Below are 19,005 nucleotides of genomic sequence, written 5' to 3'. Positions count from 1 at the left end.
GTTATGACCGCACTTTATCTGGCCTCCGGGTCGCCGCGCCGCCGTGAATTACTCACTTTGCTGGAACTGCCTTTCGAGCGCCTGTCTACGGACGTGGCGGAAGAGCGTCAGCCAGATGAAGCACCGCAAGACTATGTTCTGCGGCTGGCGAAAGAAAAGGCGCAGGCAGGTGTGGCGGTAGCAGCAGAAGATTTCCCAGTGCTGGGTGCAGATACCATTGTGGTACTTGACGGTAAAGTGTTGGAAAAGCCACGTGACGAAGCGCAAGCCGCTGTTATGCTTAATGCATTGTCGGGCAGACAGCATCAGGTGATGACCGCGATTGCGTTTGCTGACCGGCGGGATTGCCTCAATACGTTGGTTGTGACCGATGTCACCTTCCGTTCACTATCCTCCGACGACATTGCACACTATATTCTGAGCGGTGAGCCCATGGATAAAGCGGGCGCTTATGGTATTCAGGGAAAGGGCGGTTGTTTCGTCCGAGAAATTCGCGGCAGTTACTATGCAGTTGTGGGTCTTCCTTTAGTGGAAACTCAGGAACTGCTAAATGAATTTTCTGCCTTACGCGAGCTTAGGAGAAAACATGACAGCTGAATTACTGGTCAATGTCACCCCGTCTGAAACCCGCGTGGCCTACATTGACGGTGGCATTCTGCAGGAAATCCATATTGAGCGTGAAACCAAACGCGGGATTGCCGGCAATATTTATAAAGGACGTATCAGCCGTGTTCTGCCAGGCATGCAGGCAGCATTTGTTGATATTGGCCTTGAAAAAGCAGCGTTCTTGCACGCTTCAGACATCATGCCTCACACCGAATGTGTGGCGCGTGACGAGCAGAAAAACTTCCATGTGCGTGATATCGCAGAGCTGGTGCACCAGGGCCAGGATCTGATGGTGCAGGTGGTGAAAGACCCGCTGGGCACCAAAGGCGCGCGCCTGACGACAGACATTACCTTGCCTTCCCGCTATCTGGTGTTCATGCCCGGAGCTTCGCACGTTGGTGTATCGCAGCGTATTGAAAGTGAAGCGGAACGTGATCGTCTCAAACGCATCGTCTCCGAATATTGTGACGAGCACGGTGGTTATATTATCCGTACCGCAGCTGAAGGCGTGGGTGAAGAAGAGCTCAAGCAGGATGCCGCTTACTTAAAACGTTTGTGGACCAAGGTGATGGAGCGCAAACGTCGCAACAAAACCAAGTGCAAATTGTATGGTGAACTGGCGCTGGCGCACCGCGTTTTACGTGATTTTGCCGGCGAAGCGCTGGACAGGATCCGCGTCGATTCCCGTCTGACGTACGAATTGTTGGTGGAATTCACTGGCGAATACATGCCTGAAATGACCAGCAAGCTGGAACATTACAGCGGCAAGCAGCCAATCTTTGATTTGTTCGATGTGGAGAATGAAATCCAGCGTGCGCTTGAGCGCAAGGTGGAACTCAAATCCGGCGGCTACCTGATTATCGATCAGACCGAAGCGATGACGACGGTGGACATCAACACCGGCGCATTTGTCGGCCATCGTAATCTTGAAGACACCATTTTCAACACCAATACCGAAGCGACGCAGGCCATTGCCCGTCAGCTGCGTCTGCGTAATCTCGGCGGTATTATCATTATCGACTTCATTGATATGTCGAATGAAGATCACCGCCGCCGCGTGTTGCACAGCCTCGAACAGGCATTGTCGAAAGACCGCGTGAAAACCGGCATTCACGGTTTCTCGGCGCTGGGACTGGTGGAAATGACGCGTAAACGCACGCGAGAAAGCGTCGAGCATGTGCTGTGCAGCGATTGTCCGACCTGTCATGCACGCGGCACAGTGAAAACCGTTGAAACCGTTTGCTATGAAATTCTGCGTGAAATCGTGCGCGTGCATCATGCTTACGATTCCGACCGTTTCCTGGTTTATGCGTCTGCTGCCGTGGGTGAAGCCCTCAAGGGAGAAGAGTCCCATGCTCTGGCCGAAGTAGAAATCTTCGTCGGCAAGCAGGTCAAAGTGCAAATTGAGCCGCTCTACAGTCAGGAGCAGTTCGACGTCGTTATGATGTGATCTGCGGATGACTGGCTTGAAGCATCTGGTTGTTCAAGGTTTCCATTGCCGTCTGTGCGGGTGAAAACCAGCATGGAATGGAAAACAAGGAGAGAGGTTTGAGGCGACTGCCCGGTATTTTATTAACCACCAGCGCAACCCTTGTCGTGATAGTGGCTTTGGTGATCAGCGGCTTGCGTCTGGCATTGCCGCAGCTTAGCCGCTTTCAGGATCAACTGGTCGGGAAGGTAGAGGCTGTCACCGGCGTACCGATCGAACTGTCGCAAGTCAGCGCAAGCTGGAAAACTTTTGGCCCGATCATGGAAGTCCGTGGTCTTGAGGTCACAATGCCGGATGCCAGATGGCGGGTTCAGCGTATCACCATGGCGCTGGACGTCTGGCAATCACTCCTGCATTTTCGCTGGCAGTTCCGCGATCTTACCTTCTACAACCTGCAACTGGATCTAAACACCCCGCTCGGCGGCGATGCCAATAAAGGCAACGGCATCAAGCCCGGTCGTGCTAGTGACATTTTCCTGCGTCAGGTTGACCATTTTGACCTGCGCAACAGCCGCATTACTTTCCCTACGCCTGCCGGTCCGCGCGCAGAATTTGATATTCCCCAGCTGACCTGGCTGAACACCCGCAACCGCCACCGTGCCGAAGGACAACTCAGCCTTTCGAGCTTTAACGGCCAGCACGGCGTTGTGCAGTTGCGTATGGATCTCAACGACTCAAACGGTCTGCTCAATAACGGCAAAATCTATCTGCAAGCCGATGATATTGATTTGAAACCGTGGTTCAGCCGGTGGTTGCGCAGTAACACCGGTCTGGAAAGTGCCAACTTTAGTCTTGCCGCCTGGCTGACGGTGCACAACGGCGAAATTTACGCCGGTGATGCCCTGCTGAAGACGGGCTCCGCCACCTGGAAAACTGGGGACGATGAGCACCGCCTGGACGTCGATAATCTCACCTTGCACGGCAGCCGTCAGGGAAGTGGCTGGCAGGTTGGAACTCAGCAACTGAATCTGAAAACGGACGGCGTGGCGTGGCCAAAAGGCCGTCTTGAAGCGCTTTATCTTCCTGAAAATACTGACTTCCTTGGCCCCTCGCAGGGTGAGGAGTTGCGTATCCGGGGTACCCATCTGCAACTGGAACGTTTAGGGCCGGTTATCCCGACGATTTCCTTCCTGACACCGACCCTGCTGGAACGCTGGCAGGATTTAAAACCTGCCGGTAATGTCGACCGGCTCGCGCTGGATATCCCGCTTAAGCAACTGGACCAGACCCGCTTTGATGCAAGCTGGCACGATGTCAGCTGGCAGCGCTGGGAACTCCTGCCGGGCGTAAACCATTTCAGCGGCAGTCTGAAAGGCAGCGTGGCAGGTGGTCAGCTGGCGGTCAATCTCAAAGACAGTGTTTTACCGTATGGCGAAATGTTCCGGGCACCACTGGAAATCGGCGCAGCCACGGGTACCTTTAACTGGACCAACGGCAAGGAGGGTTGGGCGCTGTCGGGCAAAGATGTTGACGTCAAAGCGAACGCGCTGTGGGCGAAGGGGGATTTCCGTTACAACCAGCCAGCGGAAGGCCAGCCGTGGCTGAACATTCTGGCCGGTATTCGTTTGTATGACGCCGGTCAGGCGTGGCGCTATTTCCCTGAGCCGCTGATGGGAAAACATCTGGTCGATTATCTGAGTGGTGCCATTCAGGCCGGTCAGGTCGATAACGCGACGCTGACGTTCAACGGCAATCCACATGATTTCCCGTTTAAAAAGAACGAAGGGCAGTTTGAAGTCTGGGTTCCGCTGCGCCACTCAACCTTCGAATTCCAGCCGGGCTGGCCAGCGCTGACTGATCTGGATATTGACCTCGATTTCCTCAACGACGGCCTGTTCATGAAAGCCGCGCACACCAGACTGGGCAATGTTGATGGCAACAATGTGGTTGCCAACATCCCGGATTATCTGAAAGAGCGGTTGTTTATCGATTCAGACCTGCGCGGGCAGGGCAAAGATATCGGCGACTACTTCATGGGCACGCCGCTGCATGATTCGCTGGGCTCGGCGCTACAGGAATTGCAGATTGGCGGCGAAGTGAATGGTCGCTTACATCTGGATATTCCGCTGGATGGCGAGATGGTTCACGCCTCTGGCGGGGTGACTTTAAACGACAACAGCCTGTTTATTAAACCGCTGGACAGCAAAATCAGCCATCTCAGTGGTCAGTTCAGCTATGACAACGGCAACCTGCAAAGTAACCGTCTTACCGGTGAATGGTTCGGTCAGCCGGTGAACGTGATGTTCAGCACGCAGGAACTGGCGAATGACTTTAAAGTACAGGTTGGTCTGGATGCTAACTGGCAGCTGGCGAAAATCCCTGGTCTGCCGGCAGCGGCGGCCAGCAAAATTTCTGGCGGCACGCCGTGGAAAGGCGATGTGAATATCACGCTACCACACAAGGGCACGCCGACCTACACCGTCGATGTGAACGCCGATCTGAAAGATGTGAGCAGTCACTTACCTGATCCGCTGAGTAAAAAGGCCGGGCATGCAATGCCGCTGGTGGTGAATGTGAAAGGGGATCTGCACAGCTTTAATCTCGAAGGCGTGCTGGCCGGAAAAGACCGCTTCAACAGCCGCTGGTTGCTGGGCAAACAGCTGAAACTGGATCGCGCTTCCTGGCAGGCCAATGCGAAGAAAACCCCGTCATTGCCTGCCGACAGCAGCCTGACGCTGAATCTACCGCCGCTGGATGGTGAAAACTGGCTGGGCCTGCTCTCCCCGGATAAAGCGACGCAGAGCACGAACAGTAAACTGGCCGGTTTCAGCTTCCCGCATCAGATAACCCTCACTACGCCTGCGCTGACACTGGGCGGACAGGTATGGAATGACCTGACGCTGACGTCGGTGCAAGGGCATCAGGGGATGGAAATCATAGCCAAAGGCAAAGAAATTGACGGCCAGCTGAATATGAATGACAACGGCCCGTGGCTGGCTAACCTCAAATACGTGTATTTCAATCCGCAGTGGACCGTGGCCGATGTTGCCAGCAGCGGTCAGCCTGGCGGAAATCCGTTCGCGACCGGTAAGATCTCCTTCGCTAACTGGCCTGCTCTGCAACTGCGTTGCGAAGCCTGCTGGTTCCTCGGGCAGAACTTCCGCAAAGTGAATGCCGATCTCACCCCTCAGGGCGATCAGCTGATGCTGCGCAACGGTCTGATCGACACCGGCGTGGCTCGCCTCAACGTGCAGGGCGACTGGAAGCAGAACGCTGAGGGCGAAAATACCGGCCTGAAAGGGAAGCTGACGGGTAAAAATATCGATCAGGCCATGTCATTCTTCGGCGTAACGACGCCACTGAAAGGCGCGCCATTCGACATCAACTTCGATCTGCACTGGAAATCTGTGCCGTGGAAACCGGATATCAGTACGCTAAACGGCACGCTGAAGAACACCTTAGGTAAAGGTGAGATCGCTGATGTCGGCACCGGACGTGCGGGACAGTTGCTGCGTCTGATCAGTTTCGACGCCTTGCTGCGCAAGCTGCGCCTCGATTTCAGTGACACCTTCGGTCAGGGATTCTATTTCGATTCCATCAAATCCACGGCCTGGATTAAAGATGGCGTAATGCACACCGATGACCTGCTGATCGACGGGCTGGAAGCGGATATTGCCATTACCGGTCAGGTGAACTTTGTGAATCAGCGTCTTGATCTGGAAGCCGTTATCGCGCCGGAAATCTCAGCTACCGTCGGTGTGGCAACTGCCTTTGTCATTAACCCGGTGGTCGGTGTGGCGGTATTTGCGGCTAGTAAAGTGCTGGCGCCGCTGTGGAATAAAATCTCGCTTATCCGCTATCAGATTAGCGGCACCATCGCGGATCCGCACATCAATGAAATTCTTCGCAAGCCGGTTGAACATCCGAAAGCCGCCGCCGCTCAGTAACGACACCGGCGAAGGTGGCAGGAAACCTCGTGCGGGCTGTGTTAGGCTGTTAATAACCTTGTAATAATGGATTGTCCGGCCGGTTGACGTTTTTATAACGCTCAGTCCGCCGGATTTTCGTCTAAAAAGAGAGTGAACATCTATGAGTCTGGCCTTAGTCAGTGAGCAGTTACTAACTGCTAATAATCTGAGTCATCAGGATTTGTTTTCCGTTTTGGGCCAGTTGTCTGAACGTCGCCTTGATTATGCCGATCTCTTTTTCCAGTCCAGTTTCCACGAAGCCTGGGTTATCGAAGACAGCATCATCAAAGACGGTTCATACAATATCGATCAGGGCGTAGGCGTCCGTGCGGTAAGCGGTGAAAAAACCGGTTTCGCTTATGCCGACCAGATTACGCTCAATGCACTGAATCTGAGTGCAACAGCGGCCCGCAGCATTGTCCGCGAGCAGGGCAATGGCAAGGCGCACACGCTGGGCGAAATTGCGTACCAATCTCTTTATTCTCCGCTGGATCCGCTGCAAAGCCTGCCGCGCGAAGCGAAGATTGAACTGCTGCACCGCGTAGACAAAATCGCCCGTTCGGCAGACAAACGTGTGCAGGAAGTCAGTGCCAGCATTACCGGCGTATACGAAACCGTGCTGGTTGCGGCGACGGACGGCACGCTGGCAGCTGATATCCGTCCGCTGGTGCGTTTGTCTGTCAGCGTTCTGGTCGAACAGGACGGACGTCGTGAGCGTGGCTCAAGCGGCGGCGGCGGTCGTGTGGGTTATGACTACTTTCTCGAAACCGTTAACGGCGAAGTGCGTGCCGAAGCTTTCGCCCGTGACGCTGTGCGCATGGCGCTGCTGAACCTGACCGCAGTGGCCGCTCCGGCTGGCGGCATGCCGGTAGTACTGGGTGCGGGCTGGCCGGGCGTGCTGCTGCACGAAGCGGTCGGTCACGGTCTGGAAGGCGATTTCAACCGTCGCGGCACGTCCGTGTTCAGCGGTCAGATGGGCAAACTGGTAGCGTCTGAACTCTGTACCGTGGTGGACGACGGCACTATTCCGAATCTGCGTGGCTCGCTGGCGATTGACGATGAAGGTGTCCCGGGTCAGTACAACATGCTGATCGAGAACGGCGTGCTGAAAGGCTATATGCAGGACAAACTGAATGCGCGACTGATGGGCGTTGCACCAACGGGTAACGGCCGCCGTGAATCTTATGCGCATCTGCCGATGCCGCGTATGACCAATACCTACATGCTGGGCGGGAAATCCACGCCGGAAGACATCATCAGCAGCGTGGAGTATGGCCTGTATGCGCCAAACTTCGGCGGCGGTCAGGTGGATATCACCTCGGGAAAATTCGTGTTTTCGACCTCAGAAGCGTATCTGATCGAAAAAGGTCGCATCACTAAACCAGTGAAAGGCGCGACGCTGATCGGTTCCGGTATCGAAGCGATGCAGCAGATTTCCATGGTCGGCAACGATCTGGCGCTCGATAAAGGCGTCGGCGTGTGCGGCAAAGAAGGCCAGAGCCTGCCAGTCGGGGTCGGTCAACCCACCCTGAAACTGGATAATCTGACCGTGGGTGGTACTGCTTAAACTCTGCATCCTGCTGTAACTATAGCCCCCCATAAATCCCTGACCTTTCCCGTCGGGGATTTTTTTATTTATCACACTTCACTTTTTCTGCTTTCCTTGCGTTTGCGACACCCGTCACACCAAACGTTCTTTCCTGCGCCTAATCTCACCCATCTTTTTGATTTGGTTATATTTGTTTGGTTTATGCAACAGTAAATACACCTCTTTCAAATCAATCATTCCACGGACGTTTCGATAAAAGGATTTACCCCATGCCCGGATTTCCGGCAGCACGTCAGAAGGATATGACCGCCATTGGCGGCCAGATTGTTCAGGGCTCTTTAGGCGTGATGATTGGTGCGCCGACCGGCGTGGCGTGTTCGGTGTGCCCCGGTGGTGTCAAAGAAGGCAGCCCCGTTAACCCGTCGCTGGGGGCCAAAGTCCTGCCGGACGAGACCGATATCGCGTTGCCCGCGGCGCTGCCGTTTGTGCTCAGCCGTTCGTACAGCAGCTATAAAACGGATACGCCCGCGCCGGTCGGGCTGTTCGGCCCCGGCTGGACCGCGGCGGCGGACATCCGCCTGCAAGTTCGAGACGACGAACTCATCCTTAACGACAACGGCGGGCGCAGCCTGCATTTTCATCTGCTGCCGCCGGGCCGGATTGCCTTCAGCAACAGCGAAAAGCTCTGGCTGGCGCGCGGGGGCGTGGCTAAACAAAGCGACGCGCATCCGCTCAGCAATCTGTGGCAGGTCCTGCCGGAGGAGCTGCGCAACAGTCCCGACGACTATTTCGTGGCGAACGACGCCACCGGTCCGTGGTGGATTTTAGGCTGCGTGCAGCTGCCTGAAACGGCACAGGACGAGCTGCCGCGCCCTCTGCCTGCCTCGCGCGAACTGCTCGGATTAACCGACCGCTTCGGCAATACGCTGTGCTATCAGCGCGACGTGCAGGGTGAGTTTGCCGGGCACATTACCTCTGTGACCGACAGCGCCGGACGGCGTTTTCGCCTGGAGCTGGAGCTGGAAATAATCTGGCTAGTTGTCCAGAGACATATCCTATACGCGGTACAGACGGCGCTTGCCATAATTTATTTTAGAAATATATCCGCAAAAAAATCGATAGTAATTTATGGATATATTAACCAGTAAAATAACGAGTGTGAGTTTTGAAAATAAATATAATTGTGTTTTTTTTATTTGTTATTGCTATGGCGTGTGATACTTCATGCGCTAGCCCATATTGTGAAGAAATGAGAGGTAAATTCAGTGATGAGCAAATTGATTCTCTTAAAATAAACGTTTCCCGGCAATTGATGATAGGGGGTGTTACTATTATTTCATTATTTAAAAAACAAAAGTGGTCCGTGGCTTATGTTGAGACGGACTTTGCCGATGATGTATTCCTTTTCTATCACGGTGATGTTTATAAAGATAATTTTATTACGACGTGGAGTGGAGTTGCCGAAATATCAGAGGAACATTCTATAGCTAAATGGGCTGAAGATAATGCCACAGGCATTCCGGAAGATTTGGCTGAGTGTTTTGCATGGTATCTAACACATGGGCGCAATGAGAATTAACACTCACATTAAGAAGTCATCATTTCCTTCTTTGAGAACTAATCTATTTAGAATGTTATGATGCTTTAGTGGTATGAAGACCCCATTCAGTATTCATACCACTTAGAAGCGGAATTTTGGTTCAATTCCACTGCGTTCCCTTTTTCCCCTGCCGGTATCCCTGATACACCTTACTCACCCGTTTGAAATAATCCGTCAGATAATCTATGCAGACCTGCACTTTCAGCGGGAGTTTGTTTTTTTCGGTATACAGCGCGTAGACCGGTCGCGGGTCGGACTGGTAGCTTCTGAATAAGATTTCCACTTCCCCGGCGTTAATTTCCTCAATCACCCACATCAGCGGCACATAGGCGATCCCCACACCGGCTTTCAGCCAGCGGATCATGGTTTGCGAATCGTTGGTGACGAAGCGCCCTTGCGGTGTAATGCGGGTGGAAATGCCTTCCGGCGCGATCAGTTCGAATTCACTGTCGGGGCGCACGCTGTATTCCAGCCATGAGAAATTCACCATGTCGGCGGGCTTTTCCGGTGTGCCGTGCTGAGCCAGATAACTGCGCGCCGCGCACACCACCATCGGCATGGAGCCTAAGCGGGTGCAGAACAGGCTGGAGTCCTGCAACGCGCCGACGCGGATCACTACGTCCAGCCCGTCAGCAATAAGGTCCGGCGCCGGAATACCCGTCACCAGATTCACCGTCAGGCCGGGATATTCACCGAGCATTTCCGCTGTCATCGCGGCAAGAACATTTTGTGCCATTGTTGATGAACTACCGATGCGCAGCGTTCCTGTCGGGGTGTTGTTGAAGGCATACAATTGTTCATGCACTTCGCGGACATCGTGCAACATTTTCCTGCATCCCTGATAGTAAATTTTGCCTGCTTCTGTCAGCCCAATACTGCGTGTACTTCGGTTTAGTAATTTGATTTGTAAGTCATTTTCCAGCTTTGAAATTGTCTGGCTGATGGCGGAAACGCTCATGTCGAGGCGTCGTGCAGCGGCAGTAAAAGAACCGCTTTCTACCACCTGGGCGAAAATCGACATGCGTTTTAATCGGTCCATTGTTAACTCTGGCTTAAAAGTGATTTAGATCACGGAATGTTGATTACTTGATAATAAGCACGCTAATATACCCTTCCGGGCGATAAAACTCAGGTTTCTGTTTTCCTGACATAATGCTTACCTTCGCACACTTCCCTGGCAACTCCACAACTTCGTTTCGCATTTCCCAGTGAATTATTTATCTCCGGGTGTGCGTGGTGTTGCCTAAAATAATGAATAATGTGCGCGCGGGAAAAGAGCGTTTACCCGTGGCTAAACTGACCGTCGTAATGCCGTTCCTGGTGATAATGTAAGGATTTTTTGATGAGTTTGCTTCCGGTAATGGTGATTTTCGGATTGTCGTTTCCTCCGGTGTTTTTTGAAATACTGCTGGCGCTGGTCGTATTTTTCCTGCTGCGACGCGTTTTACAGCCCACCGGTATTTATGACTTTGTCTGGCATCCGGCGTTGTTCAACACAGCTTTGTACTGCTGTCTTTTCTACCTGATCTCCTGCTTGTTCGTCTGAGGGCGTTGTGAAAAATTTCTCTATAAAAATAATACGTTATGCAATAACGTTGATTCTGGTCGTGCTGGCTGTCATCGCAATTTTCAAAGCCTGGGCGTTCTATACCGAATCGCCGTGGACCCGTGATGCCAAATTTACCGCTGACGTAGTGTCTATTGCACCCGATGTCACCGGTCTGATCACCGATGTGCCGGTGATTGATAACCAGCTGGTGAAGAAAGGTCAGATATTGTTCAAAATCGACCAGCCGCGCTATCAGCAGGCTCTGGACGAAGCGAATGCTGACGTCGCGTATTATCAGGCACTGGCCGCTGAGAAAAAACGTGAAGCCGGACGCCGTGTCAAACTGGGCGTGCAGGCCATGTCTCAGGAAGAAATTGATCAGGCCAACAACGTGCTGCAAACTGCTGAACATCAGCTGGCAAAAGCACAGGCGGCACGCGATCTGGCTGTGCTAGATCTCGAACGTACCGTGGTTGTCGCGCCTGCTGACGGCTGGGTCACTAACCTCACCGTACATCCGGGTAACTACATCAATCGTGGTTCGACCGCCGTAGCGCTGGTGAAGAAAAATTCCTTCTATATTCTCGCCTATCTGGAAGAAACCAAACTGCCGGGTCTGAATAAAGGCGACCGTGCCGAAATCACCCCGCTGGGCAGCAACCGTATCATGCACGGTACCGTTGACAGCGTGGCTGCTGCGGTCACTAACAGTTCTTCGTCCGCCGCGACCAACGGTCTGGCGACCATCGACAGCAACCTCGAATGGGTGCGTCTGGCACAGCGCGTGCCGGTGAAAATCCTGCTCGATGATGAAGACCAGCAACATCCTTATCCGGCGGGGACGACCGCGACCGTTGTTATCACCGGTCAGCATGACCGTAAACAAGATGAAGGTTCTCCGTTCCTTCGCCTCCTGCATCGCCTGCGAGAATTTGGCTAAGGCCGGAAAGATGAATAGCGTACTTATCCCGCGCATACGTTTTGCCTGCAAGCTGACATTCGCGATCCTCGGCGCTCTGGTTCTCGGGTTCTATCTGCAACTCGAGACGCCGCGCTGGTCAGCCATGACTGCGGCCATCGTGACCTCCGGCCCTGCGCTGGTGGCGGGTGGTGAGCCCTTCGCCGGTGCTATTCGTCACCGCGGGTTCCTGCGTGTTATCGGGACGTTTATTGGCTGTATCGCCGCGCTGGTGATTGTTATTTCCACCGCCCGTGCGCCGGTTGTGATGCTGCTTTTGTGCTGCATCTGGGCAGGCGTCTGCACCTGGTGGTCTTCGCTGGTGCGCATTGAGAACTCTTATGCGCTGGGTCTGGCCGGTTATACTGCGCTGATTATTGTAGTGACTTCTGCCAGTGCGCCATTGCAGACACCGCAGTTTGCCGTTGAGCGTTGTAGTGAAATCGTTATCGGAATTTGCTGCGCCATTGTGGCTGACCTGCTGTTTTCTCCCCGTTCTATCAAAAAAGATATCGACCGCGCCGTCAGTCAGCTGATGTTAGATCAGTTTGAGCTGATGCGGATTTGCGTGAATATCGGAACGAAGGAAGACATCGATAAGTCCTGGAATAACCTGGTGAAAAGTACCACCGCACTGAACGGGATGCGCGGCAGTCTGATGATGGAATCCTCGCGCTGGCAGCGTTGCAATCAGCGTCTGAAAGCCCTGCACAGCACCTCGCTGAGTATGATCACGCAGGCCTGTGAAACTTACCTGATTATGCAGGACACACCGGAGAGGATTTCTCCTGAGCTCAGAGCGCTGTTTGCTGAACCGGCAGAAACCGTTGCGGATGTTCACCGCCGCCTGAAACAGTTGCGACAAATTATTACCGGCACACACAGCGATAATGTGCTGGTGACGCTCAGCGCATGGACCGGTGCCGGAACCCGCGCGCTGTTGCTGATGAAAGGTGTTCAGACCAACAGCAGCATCAGCAGTATTGAAAGCGGCGTGCTGGATGGTGAAGTGGTGGTACGTCCGCTGTCAGCAGAGCGGCATCATGCCTTGATCAACGGCCTGCGCACGTTTACCGCGACCGCGATCGGTTGCCTGATGTGGCTGTGGACCGGCTGGACGTCGGCCAGCGGCTGCGTGATTATCATCGCCGTGGTGACCTCGCTGGCGATGCGTACCCCGAACCCGAAAGGCATGGCGATGGACTTTATCGTCGGCATGTTACTGGCGATCCCGGTCGGCTCGATAATGTTCATGCTGATCATGCCTTCAACGCAGCAAAGTCTGTTCCTGCTATGTCTGATGCTGGGCATTTTCACCTTCTTTATCGGTATTGAAGTCACCAAGCGCCGTCTCGGGATGCTCGGTCTGCTGGCGGGTACCATCAATATTTTGGTGCTCAGTAACCCTATGAAATTCAACGTAACATCGTTTCTCGATAACGCGCTGGGGCAGGCGATTGGTACGGTGATCGCGATGGCGGTATTGCTGATTATTCGCGATAAGTCTCGTGATAAAACCGGCCGTACGCTGCTGAACCGCTTTATGAGCAGCGCGGTGTCGGCGCTAACCACTAAAGCGTACCGCCGTCGTGAAAACCATCTTCCAGCGCTTTATCATCAGCTCAATCAGCTGCTGGTGATGTTTCCGAATGACATCGGCAAATACCGTCTGGCGCTGATGCTGATCATCGCTCATCAGCGCATGAAACTCGCTGAAGTGCCGGTGAATGATGAGCTGTCAGCTTTCCACAAGAAAATCCGTAACACGGCAGATCACGTGGTATCGGCATCGGGCGAAGGCAAGCGGACTTACTATTATCAGCGGCTGCTGAAAGAGCTGAGCGAGTATCAGCAAAAGCTGGTCGATTACGATGCGCCACTGAAAGTAACCGAACCGGTGCGGCGTCTGACCGAAATGCTCCATCGTTATCAGCATTCATTTGTGGCGTAACTGCCCGCAAAAAAGAAAGGCCGGTGTTTAAATGCACCGGCTTTTTTTATTTTAACGCCAAACTCCGCGCATTATTTCATGAAGGTTTCGCGGTCGGCGGCGGTGATCGGACGCATTACACGGCAAGGTACGCCCGTCGCCACCACGTTGGCAGGAATGGATTTTGTCACCACGCTGCCCGCACCCACCACGCTGTTGCGCCCGATGGTCACGCCCGGATTCACCATCACACCAGTGCCCAGCCAGACATTATCTTCAATGACAATCGGCAGGGAAAACTGTTGTCCGGTCGCGCGGATTTCAGGGTCGATCGGGTGACCGGCCGTCGCCAGCGTCACGTTCGGCGCGAACATCACGTTATCACCGATGGTGACGGTAGCGTCATCCACCACCGTAAGATTGAAGTTGGCGTAAAAGTGATTGCCGATATGAATATGCGTGCCATAGGCCACACGCAGCGGCGGCTCTATCCAGCAGGATTTGCCGAGGCTCCCCATGATTGCTTTTAGCAACTGCTGGCGCTGTTCTTCTTCCGAAGGACGGGTGAGATTGTAATCGTACACCCGCTCTTTGCCGTCACGCCGTTCCTCCGGCAATCCTTCGCCCATGTCTGTATACAGTTCACCGATATTCATTTTCTCGCGCGTCGACATGCCTTCTTCCTTTGTAAAAATGGGGTGGAGTTCCCCGCAGTTTACTGAGTGAGGGTGAAATTGTGAACGTATGACAATTCACTTTGCGATCTGTGTCTCTCAGTGCTGTCTGACAGACGCTTCCTCTCAAGCCGCTATACTTATTTAACAGACTGCTTAAAACGGCTTAAATCAGGAGGATCCTCATGTCAGCCCAACCTCATAAACTCTCGGCGCATCCTTTATTCAAAACCGGCTATTTTGTCGGCGGAGAATGGCTCGAAGCGAAAGATACCTTTGATGTTCTGGATCCGGCGACCGGCGATGTGGTCGCCAAAGTCGCCAAAGCAGGAAAAGCGGAAACAGAAGCTGCGGTCAAAGCTGCCAGTGATGCGTTTCCTGCATGGCGCAAAACGACGGCAAAAGAACGTTCCGAAATTTTGCACCGCTGGTATGAACTGATGCTGGAAAACAAACAATTCCTTGGCGAGCTGATGGTGGCCGAACAAGGCAAGCCGCTAAAAGAGGCGCTGGGTGAAGTCGATTACGCCGCCAGCTATCTGCAATGGTTCAGCGAAGAGGCCAAACGCGCCAACGGTGAAATCATTCCTCCGGCCAAATCCGGTTCACGAATTCTCGCCACCCGTGAACCGGTCGGCGTTGTCGCGGCCATCACGCCGTGGAATTTCCCGCTGGCGATGCTGACCCGCAAACTCGGTCCGGCGCTGGCAGCCGGTTGTACCGGTCTTATCAAGCCAGCCAGTAATACGCCGCTCTCGGCGTTTGCTCTGTTGCAGCTGGCGAAAGACGCAGGCGTGCCGGACGGGGTGATCAACGGCGTGGCAGGTGACACGAGCGCCATCAGCGAAGTGATTATGGCAAGCGATGCGGTGCGCAAAGTGTCGTTTACCGGCTCGACCGCCATCGGTAAAACGCTGGTACGCAACAGCGCCGACACCATGAAAAAAGTGTCGATGGAACTTGGCGGGAACGCGCCGTATATCGTGTTTGATGATGCGGATATCGAAGCCGCCGTGAAAGGCGCCATCACCTGTAAATTCAGGAACACCGGACAGGTCTGCGTGTGTATCAACCGCATTTATGTACAGGACGGCGTTTACGAGGCGTTCACCTCGCGCCTGGCCGACGAAGTGCGCAAGCTGAAAGTCGGCAATGGTATGGACGAAGGCGTGATTGTCGGGCCGCTGATCGACATCAAAGGTCTGGAGAAGGTTGAAGAGCATGTTAAGGACGCGCTGGAGAAAGGCGCGAAACTGCTGGAAGGCGGTGAGCGGCATAAGCTCGGCGGTAACTTCTTCCAGCCCACGGTCATCATCGATGCCACTGACGACATGAAAGTCGCGCACGAAGAAACCTTTGGTCCGCTGGCGGCTTGTTTCCGATTCAAAACAGAAGAGGAAGTGATTAAACGCGCCAACGACACGCCTTTCGGGCTGGCGGCGTATTTCTATAGCCAGAATCTGCAACGTGTTTTCCGCGTCGCGGATGCGATTGAGAGCGGTATGATCGGTATTAACGAATGTGCGATTTCCAACGAGGCCGCGCCGTTCGGCGGAGTGAAAGAATCCGGTCTGGGGCGCGAAGGTTCGGTACTGGGGCTGGAAGAATACCTGCAAGTGAAAACGTTGCATTTAGGAAATCTGTAAGCCCGCTTTCCAGATGTCGCTTTTTAAGAAACAATAAACAGGAACAGATTCATTTTGGGACCGCTATCTGGCTACAAAAAAGGGACGTCAATGAAGGTATTTAACTGGCTGCGTTCGCGCAAAATGAGGATAGCCGTCGCGGTAATTCTGGGGCTTTCCGGTGTGGCCGGGCACGTTGTCGCGAAATCGACATACAAGCAGGGCACAATCGTTGCTGGCACGGATGAGCAAGCCGTGGTGAGCTATTTGCGCCAGAATCACAGACTGCCTGACAATTACATCACCAAGAAAAAGGCGCGCGAAGCGGGTTGGGATGCGCGTTCCGGCAACCTGTGTGATGTACTGCCAGGAAAAGCCATTGGCGGCGACCGGTTCTCCAACCGGGAAGGTCGTCTGCCATCGGCAAATAAACGGGTTTGGCGTGAGGCAGATATCAACTATCGCTGTGGCCGCCGTGGTGCAGACCGCGTGCTGTTTGCCAGCGACGGACCGATTTACGTCAGTAAAGACCATTATCAGAACTTCGTTCGGGTGGAGTAATGTCGATGAATAAAGTGAGCTTCGATTTTAATCACATCCCGGATTTACCCGCATTCTACGCCGAGTTTGTCCGTCAGTTTGAACTGAGCGACAGCTTTGGCGCGAATCTGGATGCACTCTGGGATGAGGTAACAGGCGGGATAGCGCTGCCGGTTGAGATAGATTTCATTAACCTGAATGCCAGCCGTAAGCGACGTTTCGGCGCGCTGATTTTGCTGTTTGAAGAAGCAGAAGAAGAGCTGGAAGGGGATCTGCGGCTGAATCTGCTGGATAAACCGGCAGCGAAAGCCAAAGGCTGAAAAGAAAAAACCCGCCAATTTTGTTAAGTAAAAGGGCGGGTTTTTGTTTTTTAGTCCTGGCCTTCAGCCAGTTCGCGCAGATACTGGAAAATCTGGCGGTAAGATTTTGGCTGTTTGTTCGCCGCTTTCTCTTTCTGTGCGTTGCGGATCAGCGCACGCAGTTGCTGGCGGTCGGCTTCCGGGTAAAGATCCAGCACGGTTGGCACTGCATCATCACCTTCCTCAACCAGACGGTCACGCAGCATTTCCAGTTTATGGAACAGCGAAACTTGCTGGTTGTGGCGGTTTTTCAGCTTATCCAGCGCGGTTTCGATCGGCTCCACATCGCGGGAACGCAGCATTTTACCGATCAGCTGCATCTGACGACGACGGCCTTCTTTCTTGATCTTCTGGCATAAGTCGATAGCAGCACGCAGATCTTCATCCAGCGGCAGTTTGTCCAGCGAGTTTTTACCCAGATCCACCATTTCTGCACCGAGATCTTTCAGCGCCTCGGCGTCACGTTTGATTTCACTTTTACTGACCCAGATGATTTCTTCTTCATCTTCGTTCTCGTTGGTCTCGGGAACGTCATCGTGCCAGTCGTCAATTTTCTTTGTCATGGGCGCTTCCTCTTAACGAGGTAATCCTGTCAGTTTGATTGTGCTTTATTGCTTTGGCGGCATTATGCAGGGTTATGCGGCATACATCCATGTTCTGTTGCAACTTTGGGCACAACAACGCCGGAGTGAATGCGAAATTGTGGCGAGTCTCTGTTAGACTCAAAGGTATTAGTTTCTCAATACCAGTGTAGAACAATCCCTTTTATCTCATAAGCGATGACATGCCGATGAACGTAGTGAATCAAGTAGCGCAGCAGCGTAAAACTCTGGAACAGGCCGTATCTCAGGCTCTGGAACTGGCGAAAGCGGGTTCAGATGCCGCAGAAGTGGCAGTCAGCAAAACCACCGGTATCGGCGTCAGCACCCGTTTTGGCGAAGTCGAGAACGTGGAATTCAACAGCGACGGCGCACTGGGCATCACCGTTTATTATCAGAACCGTAAAGGCAGCGCGTCTTCTACCGATTTAAGCCCGGATGCCATTTCCCGTACCGTGCAGGCCGCGCTGGATATCGCCCGTTATACGTCGCCGGATCCGTTCGCGGGCGTAGCCGATAAAGAGATGTTGGCGTTTGACGCGCCGGATCTGGATTTATTCCATCCGGAAGAGCTGGATCCGGATCGCAGTATCGAACTGGCCGCCCGTGCAGAACAGGCCGCGTTGCAGGCCGACAAACGCATCACCAACACCGAAGGCGGCAGTTTCAACAGCCATTACGGCATCCGCGTTTTCGGCAACAGCCACGGCATGTTGCAGAGCTACTGCTCGACGCGCCATTCGATTTCCGCGTCAGTGATTGCTGAACACGAAGGCGACATGGAACGTGATTACGCCTATTCCATCGCCCGTAAAATGAGCGACCTGAAAGACCCGGAATGGGTCGGTGCAGAGTGCGCACGCCGCACATTGTCACGTCTGGCACCGCGCAAACTACCGACCATGCAGGCACCGGTTTTGTTCGCTTCCGAAGTGGCGACCGGCTTGTTCGGCCATCTGGTGGGGGCGATCAGCGGCGGCAGCATTTACCGTAAATCCTCCTTCCTGCTCGACAGTCTCGGCAAGCAAATTCTGCCAGAGTGGCTGACCATCGAAGAACATCCGCACCTGTTGCAGGGGCTGGCGTCGACGCCGTTTGACAGCGAAGGTGTGCGCACTGAGCGCCGCGATATCGTCAAAGACGGCATCTTGCAAAACTGGCTGATGACCTGCTATTCCGCGCGTAAACTCGGTCTGCAAACCACCGGCCACGCGGGCGGCATCCACAACTGGCGCATCGCCGGTCAGGGTGATGATTTCGCGGGGATGTTGCGTAAGCTCGACAAAGGCCTGGTGGTGACCGAACTGATGGGGCAGGGCGTCAGCGGCGTGACCGGTGATTACTCGCGCGGTGCGGCGGGTTTCTGGGTCGAGAACGGCGAAATTCAGTATCCGGTGAGCGAAATCACTATCGCCGGTAATCTGAAGGACATGTGGCGCAATATGGTTGCTATCGGCAGTGATATTGAAACCCGCAGCAACATTCAGTGCGGTTCCGTGCTGTTACCGGCAATGAAAATCGCCGGAGAATAATCCTTCTGAAGCAGCGATCGCCCGGTCGCTGCTTGTCATTTTGCTACCATTCTTTACAAAAAATTCATCCCGTTTTCCCCTCTCTCA

15 protein-coding genes and 1 pseudogene are annotated in these 19,005 nt (G+C 53.8%); 13 read left to right on the top strand and 3 right to left on the bottom strand.

Annotation, left to right across the window (positions count from 1 at the left end):
* Positions 1-3: 3 nt before the first annotated feature.
* The 6 genes and pseudogenes from J1784_RS13150 to J1784_RS13125 all read left to right on the top strand — a co-directional run bounded on the left by J1784_RS13150 (position 4) and on the right by J1784_RS13125 (position 9,131).
* The gene (locus J1784_RS13150) at positions 4-597 is read left to right on the top strand and encodes a Maf family protein (RefSeq protein ID WP_217149592.1); all 594 of its coding nucleotides are present in this window, start codon (positions 4-6) and stop codon (positions 595-597) included.
* Positions 587-2,056: a ribonuclease G gene (rng, locus tag J1784_RS13145; protein ID WP_120508334.1), complete on the top strand. Its 1,470-nt coding sequence runs from the start codon at positions 587-589 to the stop codon at positions 2,054-2,056. The genes J1784_RS13150 and rng overlap by 11 nt, the downstream gene beginning before the upstream one ends.
* 98 nt (positions 2,057-2,154) lie before the next feature.
* Positions 2,155-5,982, top strand: a complete 3,828-nt coding sequence (gene yhdP / locus J1784_RS13140) for an AsmA2 domain-containing protein YhdP (protein WP_217149591.1) — start codon at positions 2,155-2,157, stop codon at positions 5,980-5,982.
* 142 nt (positions 5,983-6,124) lie between these two features.
* Positions 6,125-7,570 carry a metalloprotease TldD gene (gene tldD, locus J1784_RS13135; RefSeq protein ID WP_217149590.1) on the top strand — a complete coding sequence of 482 codons (1,446 nt, stop codon included), beginning with the start codon at positions 6,125-6,127 and terminating at the stop codon, positions 7,568-7,570.
* A 251-nt stretch (positions 7,571-7,821) separates the two neighbouring features.
* Positions 7,822-8,568: pseudogene (locus tag J1784_RS13130) on the top strand (DUF6531 domain-containing protein); the annotation flags it as partial.
* A gap of 149 nt (positions 8,569-8,717) precedes the next feature.
* The gene (locus J1784_RS13125) at positions 8,718-9,131 is read left to right on the top strand and encodes a hypothetical protein (protein ID WP_217149588.1); all 414 of its coding nucleotides are present in this window, start codon (positions 8,718-8,720) and stop codon (positions 9,129-9,131) included.
* Positions 9,132-9,252: 121 nt separating this feature from the next.
* Here the strand turns inward: J1784_RS13125 and aaeR are convergent, their stop codons facing one another.
* The gene (gene aaeR / locus J1784_RS13120; RefSeq protein WP_217149587.1) at positions 9,253-10,191 is read right to left on the bottom strand and encodes an HTH-type transcriptional activator AaeR; all 939 of its coding nucleotides are present in this window, start codon (positions 10,189-10,191) and stop codon (positions 9,253-9,255) included.
* 303 nt (positions 10,192-10,494) lie between these two features.
* Between aaeR and aaeX the strand changes: the two genes are divergently transcribed.
* Genes aaeX through aaeB form a run of 3 tightly spaced genes read left to right on the top strand, consistent with a single transcriptional unit; the run spans position 10,495 to position 13,610 of the window.
* Positions 10,495-10,698, top strand: coding sequence for a p-hydroxybenzoic acid efflux pump operon protein AaeX (aaeX, locus tag J1784_RS13115; protein WP_120508338.1), 204 nt, complete (start codon positions 10,495-10,497; stop codon positions 10,696-10,698).
* A 7-nt stretch (positions 10,699-10,705) separates the two neighbouring features.
* On the top strand, positions 10,706-11,641 hold the full coding sequence (aaeA, locus tag J1784_RS13110) for a p-hydroxybenzoic acid efflux pump subunit AaeA (protein WP_217149586.1): 936 nt from the start codon (positions 10,706-10,708) through the stop codon (positions 11,639-11,641).
* A gap of 10 nt (positions 11,642-11,651) precedes the next feature.
* Positions 11,652-13,610, top strand: a complete 1,959-nt coding sequence (gene aaeB / locus J1784_RS13105) for a p-hydroxybenzoic acid efflux pump subunit AaeB (protein WP_217149585.1) — start codon at positions 11,652-11,654, stop codon at positions 13,608-13,610.
* Positions 13,611-13,681: 71 nt separating this feature from the next.
* On the opposite strand, the gene J1784_RS13100 is transcribed toward aaeB, so the two are convergent.
* A complete protein-coding gene (locus J1784_RS13100) occupies positions 13,682-14,263 on the bottom strand; it encodes a DapH/DapD/GlmU-related protein (RefSeq protein WP_217149584.1) in 582 nt (193 codons plus the stop codon).
* 185 nt (positions 14,264-14,448) lie between these two features.
* On the opposite strand from J1784_RS13100, the gene J1784_RS13095 reads away from it, so the two are divergent.
* From J1784_RS13095 to J1784_RS13085, 3 genes are all read left to right on the top strand, one after another.
* The gene (locus tag J1784_RS13095) at positions 14,449-15,909 is read left to right on the top strand and encodes an NAD-dependent succinate-semialdehyde dehydrogenase (protein ID WP_217149583.1); all 1,461 of its coding nucleotides are present in this window, start codon (positions 14,449-14,451) and stop codon (positions 15,907-15,909) included.
* 90 nt (positions 15,910-15,999) lie between these two features.
* The gene (locus J1784_RS13090) at positions 16,000-16,449 is read left to right on the top strand and encodes a ribonuclease domain-containing protein (RefSeq protein ID WP_217149582.1); all 450 of its coding nucleotides are present in this window, start codon (positions 16,000-16,002) and stop codon (positions 16,447-16,449) included.
* A gap of 5 nt (positions 16,450-16,454) precedes the next feature.
* A complete protein-coding gene (locus J1784_RS13085) occupies positions 16,455-16,748 on the top strand; it encodes a barstar family protein (RefSeq protein ID WP_217149677.1) in 294 nt (97 codons plus the stop codon).
* 50 nt (positions 16,749-16,798) lie between these two features.
* Here the strand turns inward: J1784_RS13085 and yjgA are convergent, their stop codons facing one another.
* Positions 16,799-17,350 (bottom strand): ribosome biogenesis factor YjgA, encoded by a 552-nt coding sequence (gene yjgA / locus J1784_RS13080; RefSeq protein WP_217149581.1) that lies wholly within the window; start codon positions 17,348-17,350, stop codon positions 16,799-16,801.
* Positions 17,351-17,577: 227 nt separating this feature from the next.
* On the opposite strand from yjgA, the gene pmbA reads away from it, so the two are divergent.
* Entirely contained in the window at positions 17,578-18,918 is a 1,341-nt protein-coding gene (gene pmbA / locus J1784_RS13075) for a metalloprotease PmbA (protein ID WP_217149580.1), read from the top strand.
* The last annotated feature ends 87 nt before the right edge of the window (positions 18,919-19,005 follow it).

Origin of the sequence: Rahnella ecdela (genome assembly GCF_019049625.1) — a bacterium.
In the GTDB taxonomy this organism is placed as follows: domain Bacteria; phylum Pseudomonadota; class Gammaproteobacteria; order Enterobacterales; family Enterobacteriaceae; genus Rahnella; species Rahnella ecdela.
The sequence above is the reverse complement of the archived record's forward strand: the minus strand, read 5'-3'. Positions and strand labels throughout refer to the sequence as shown.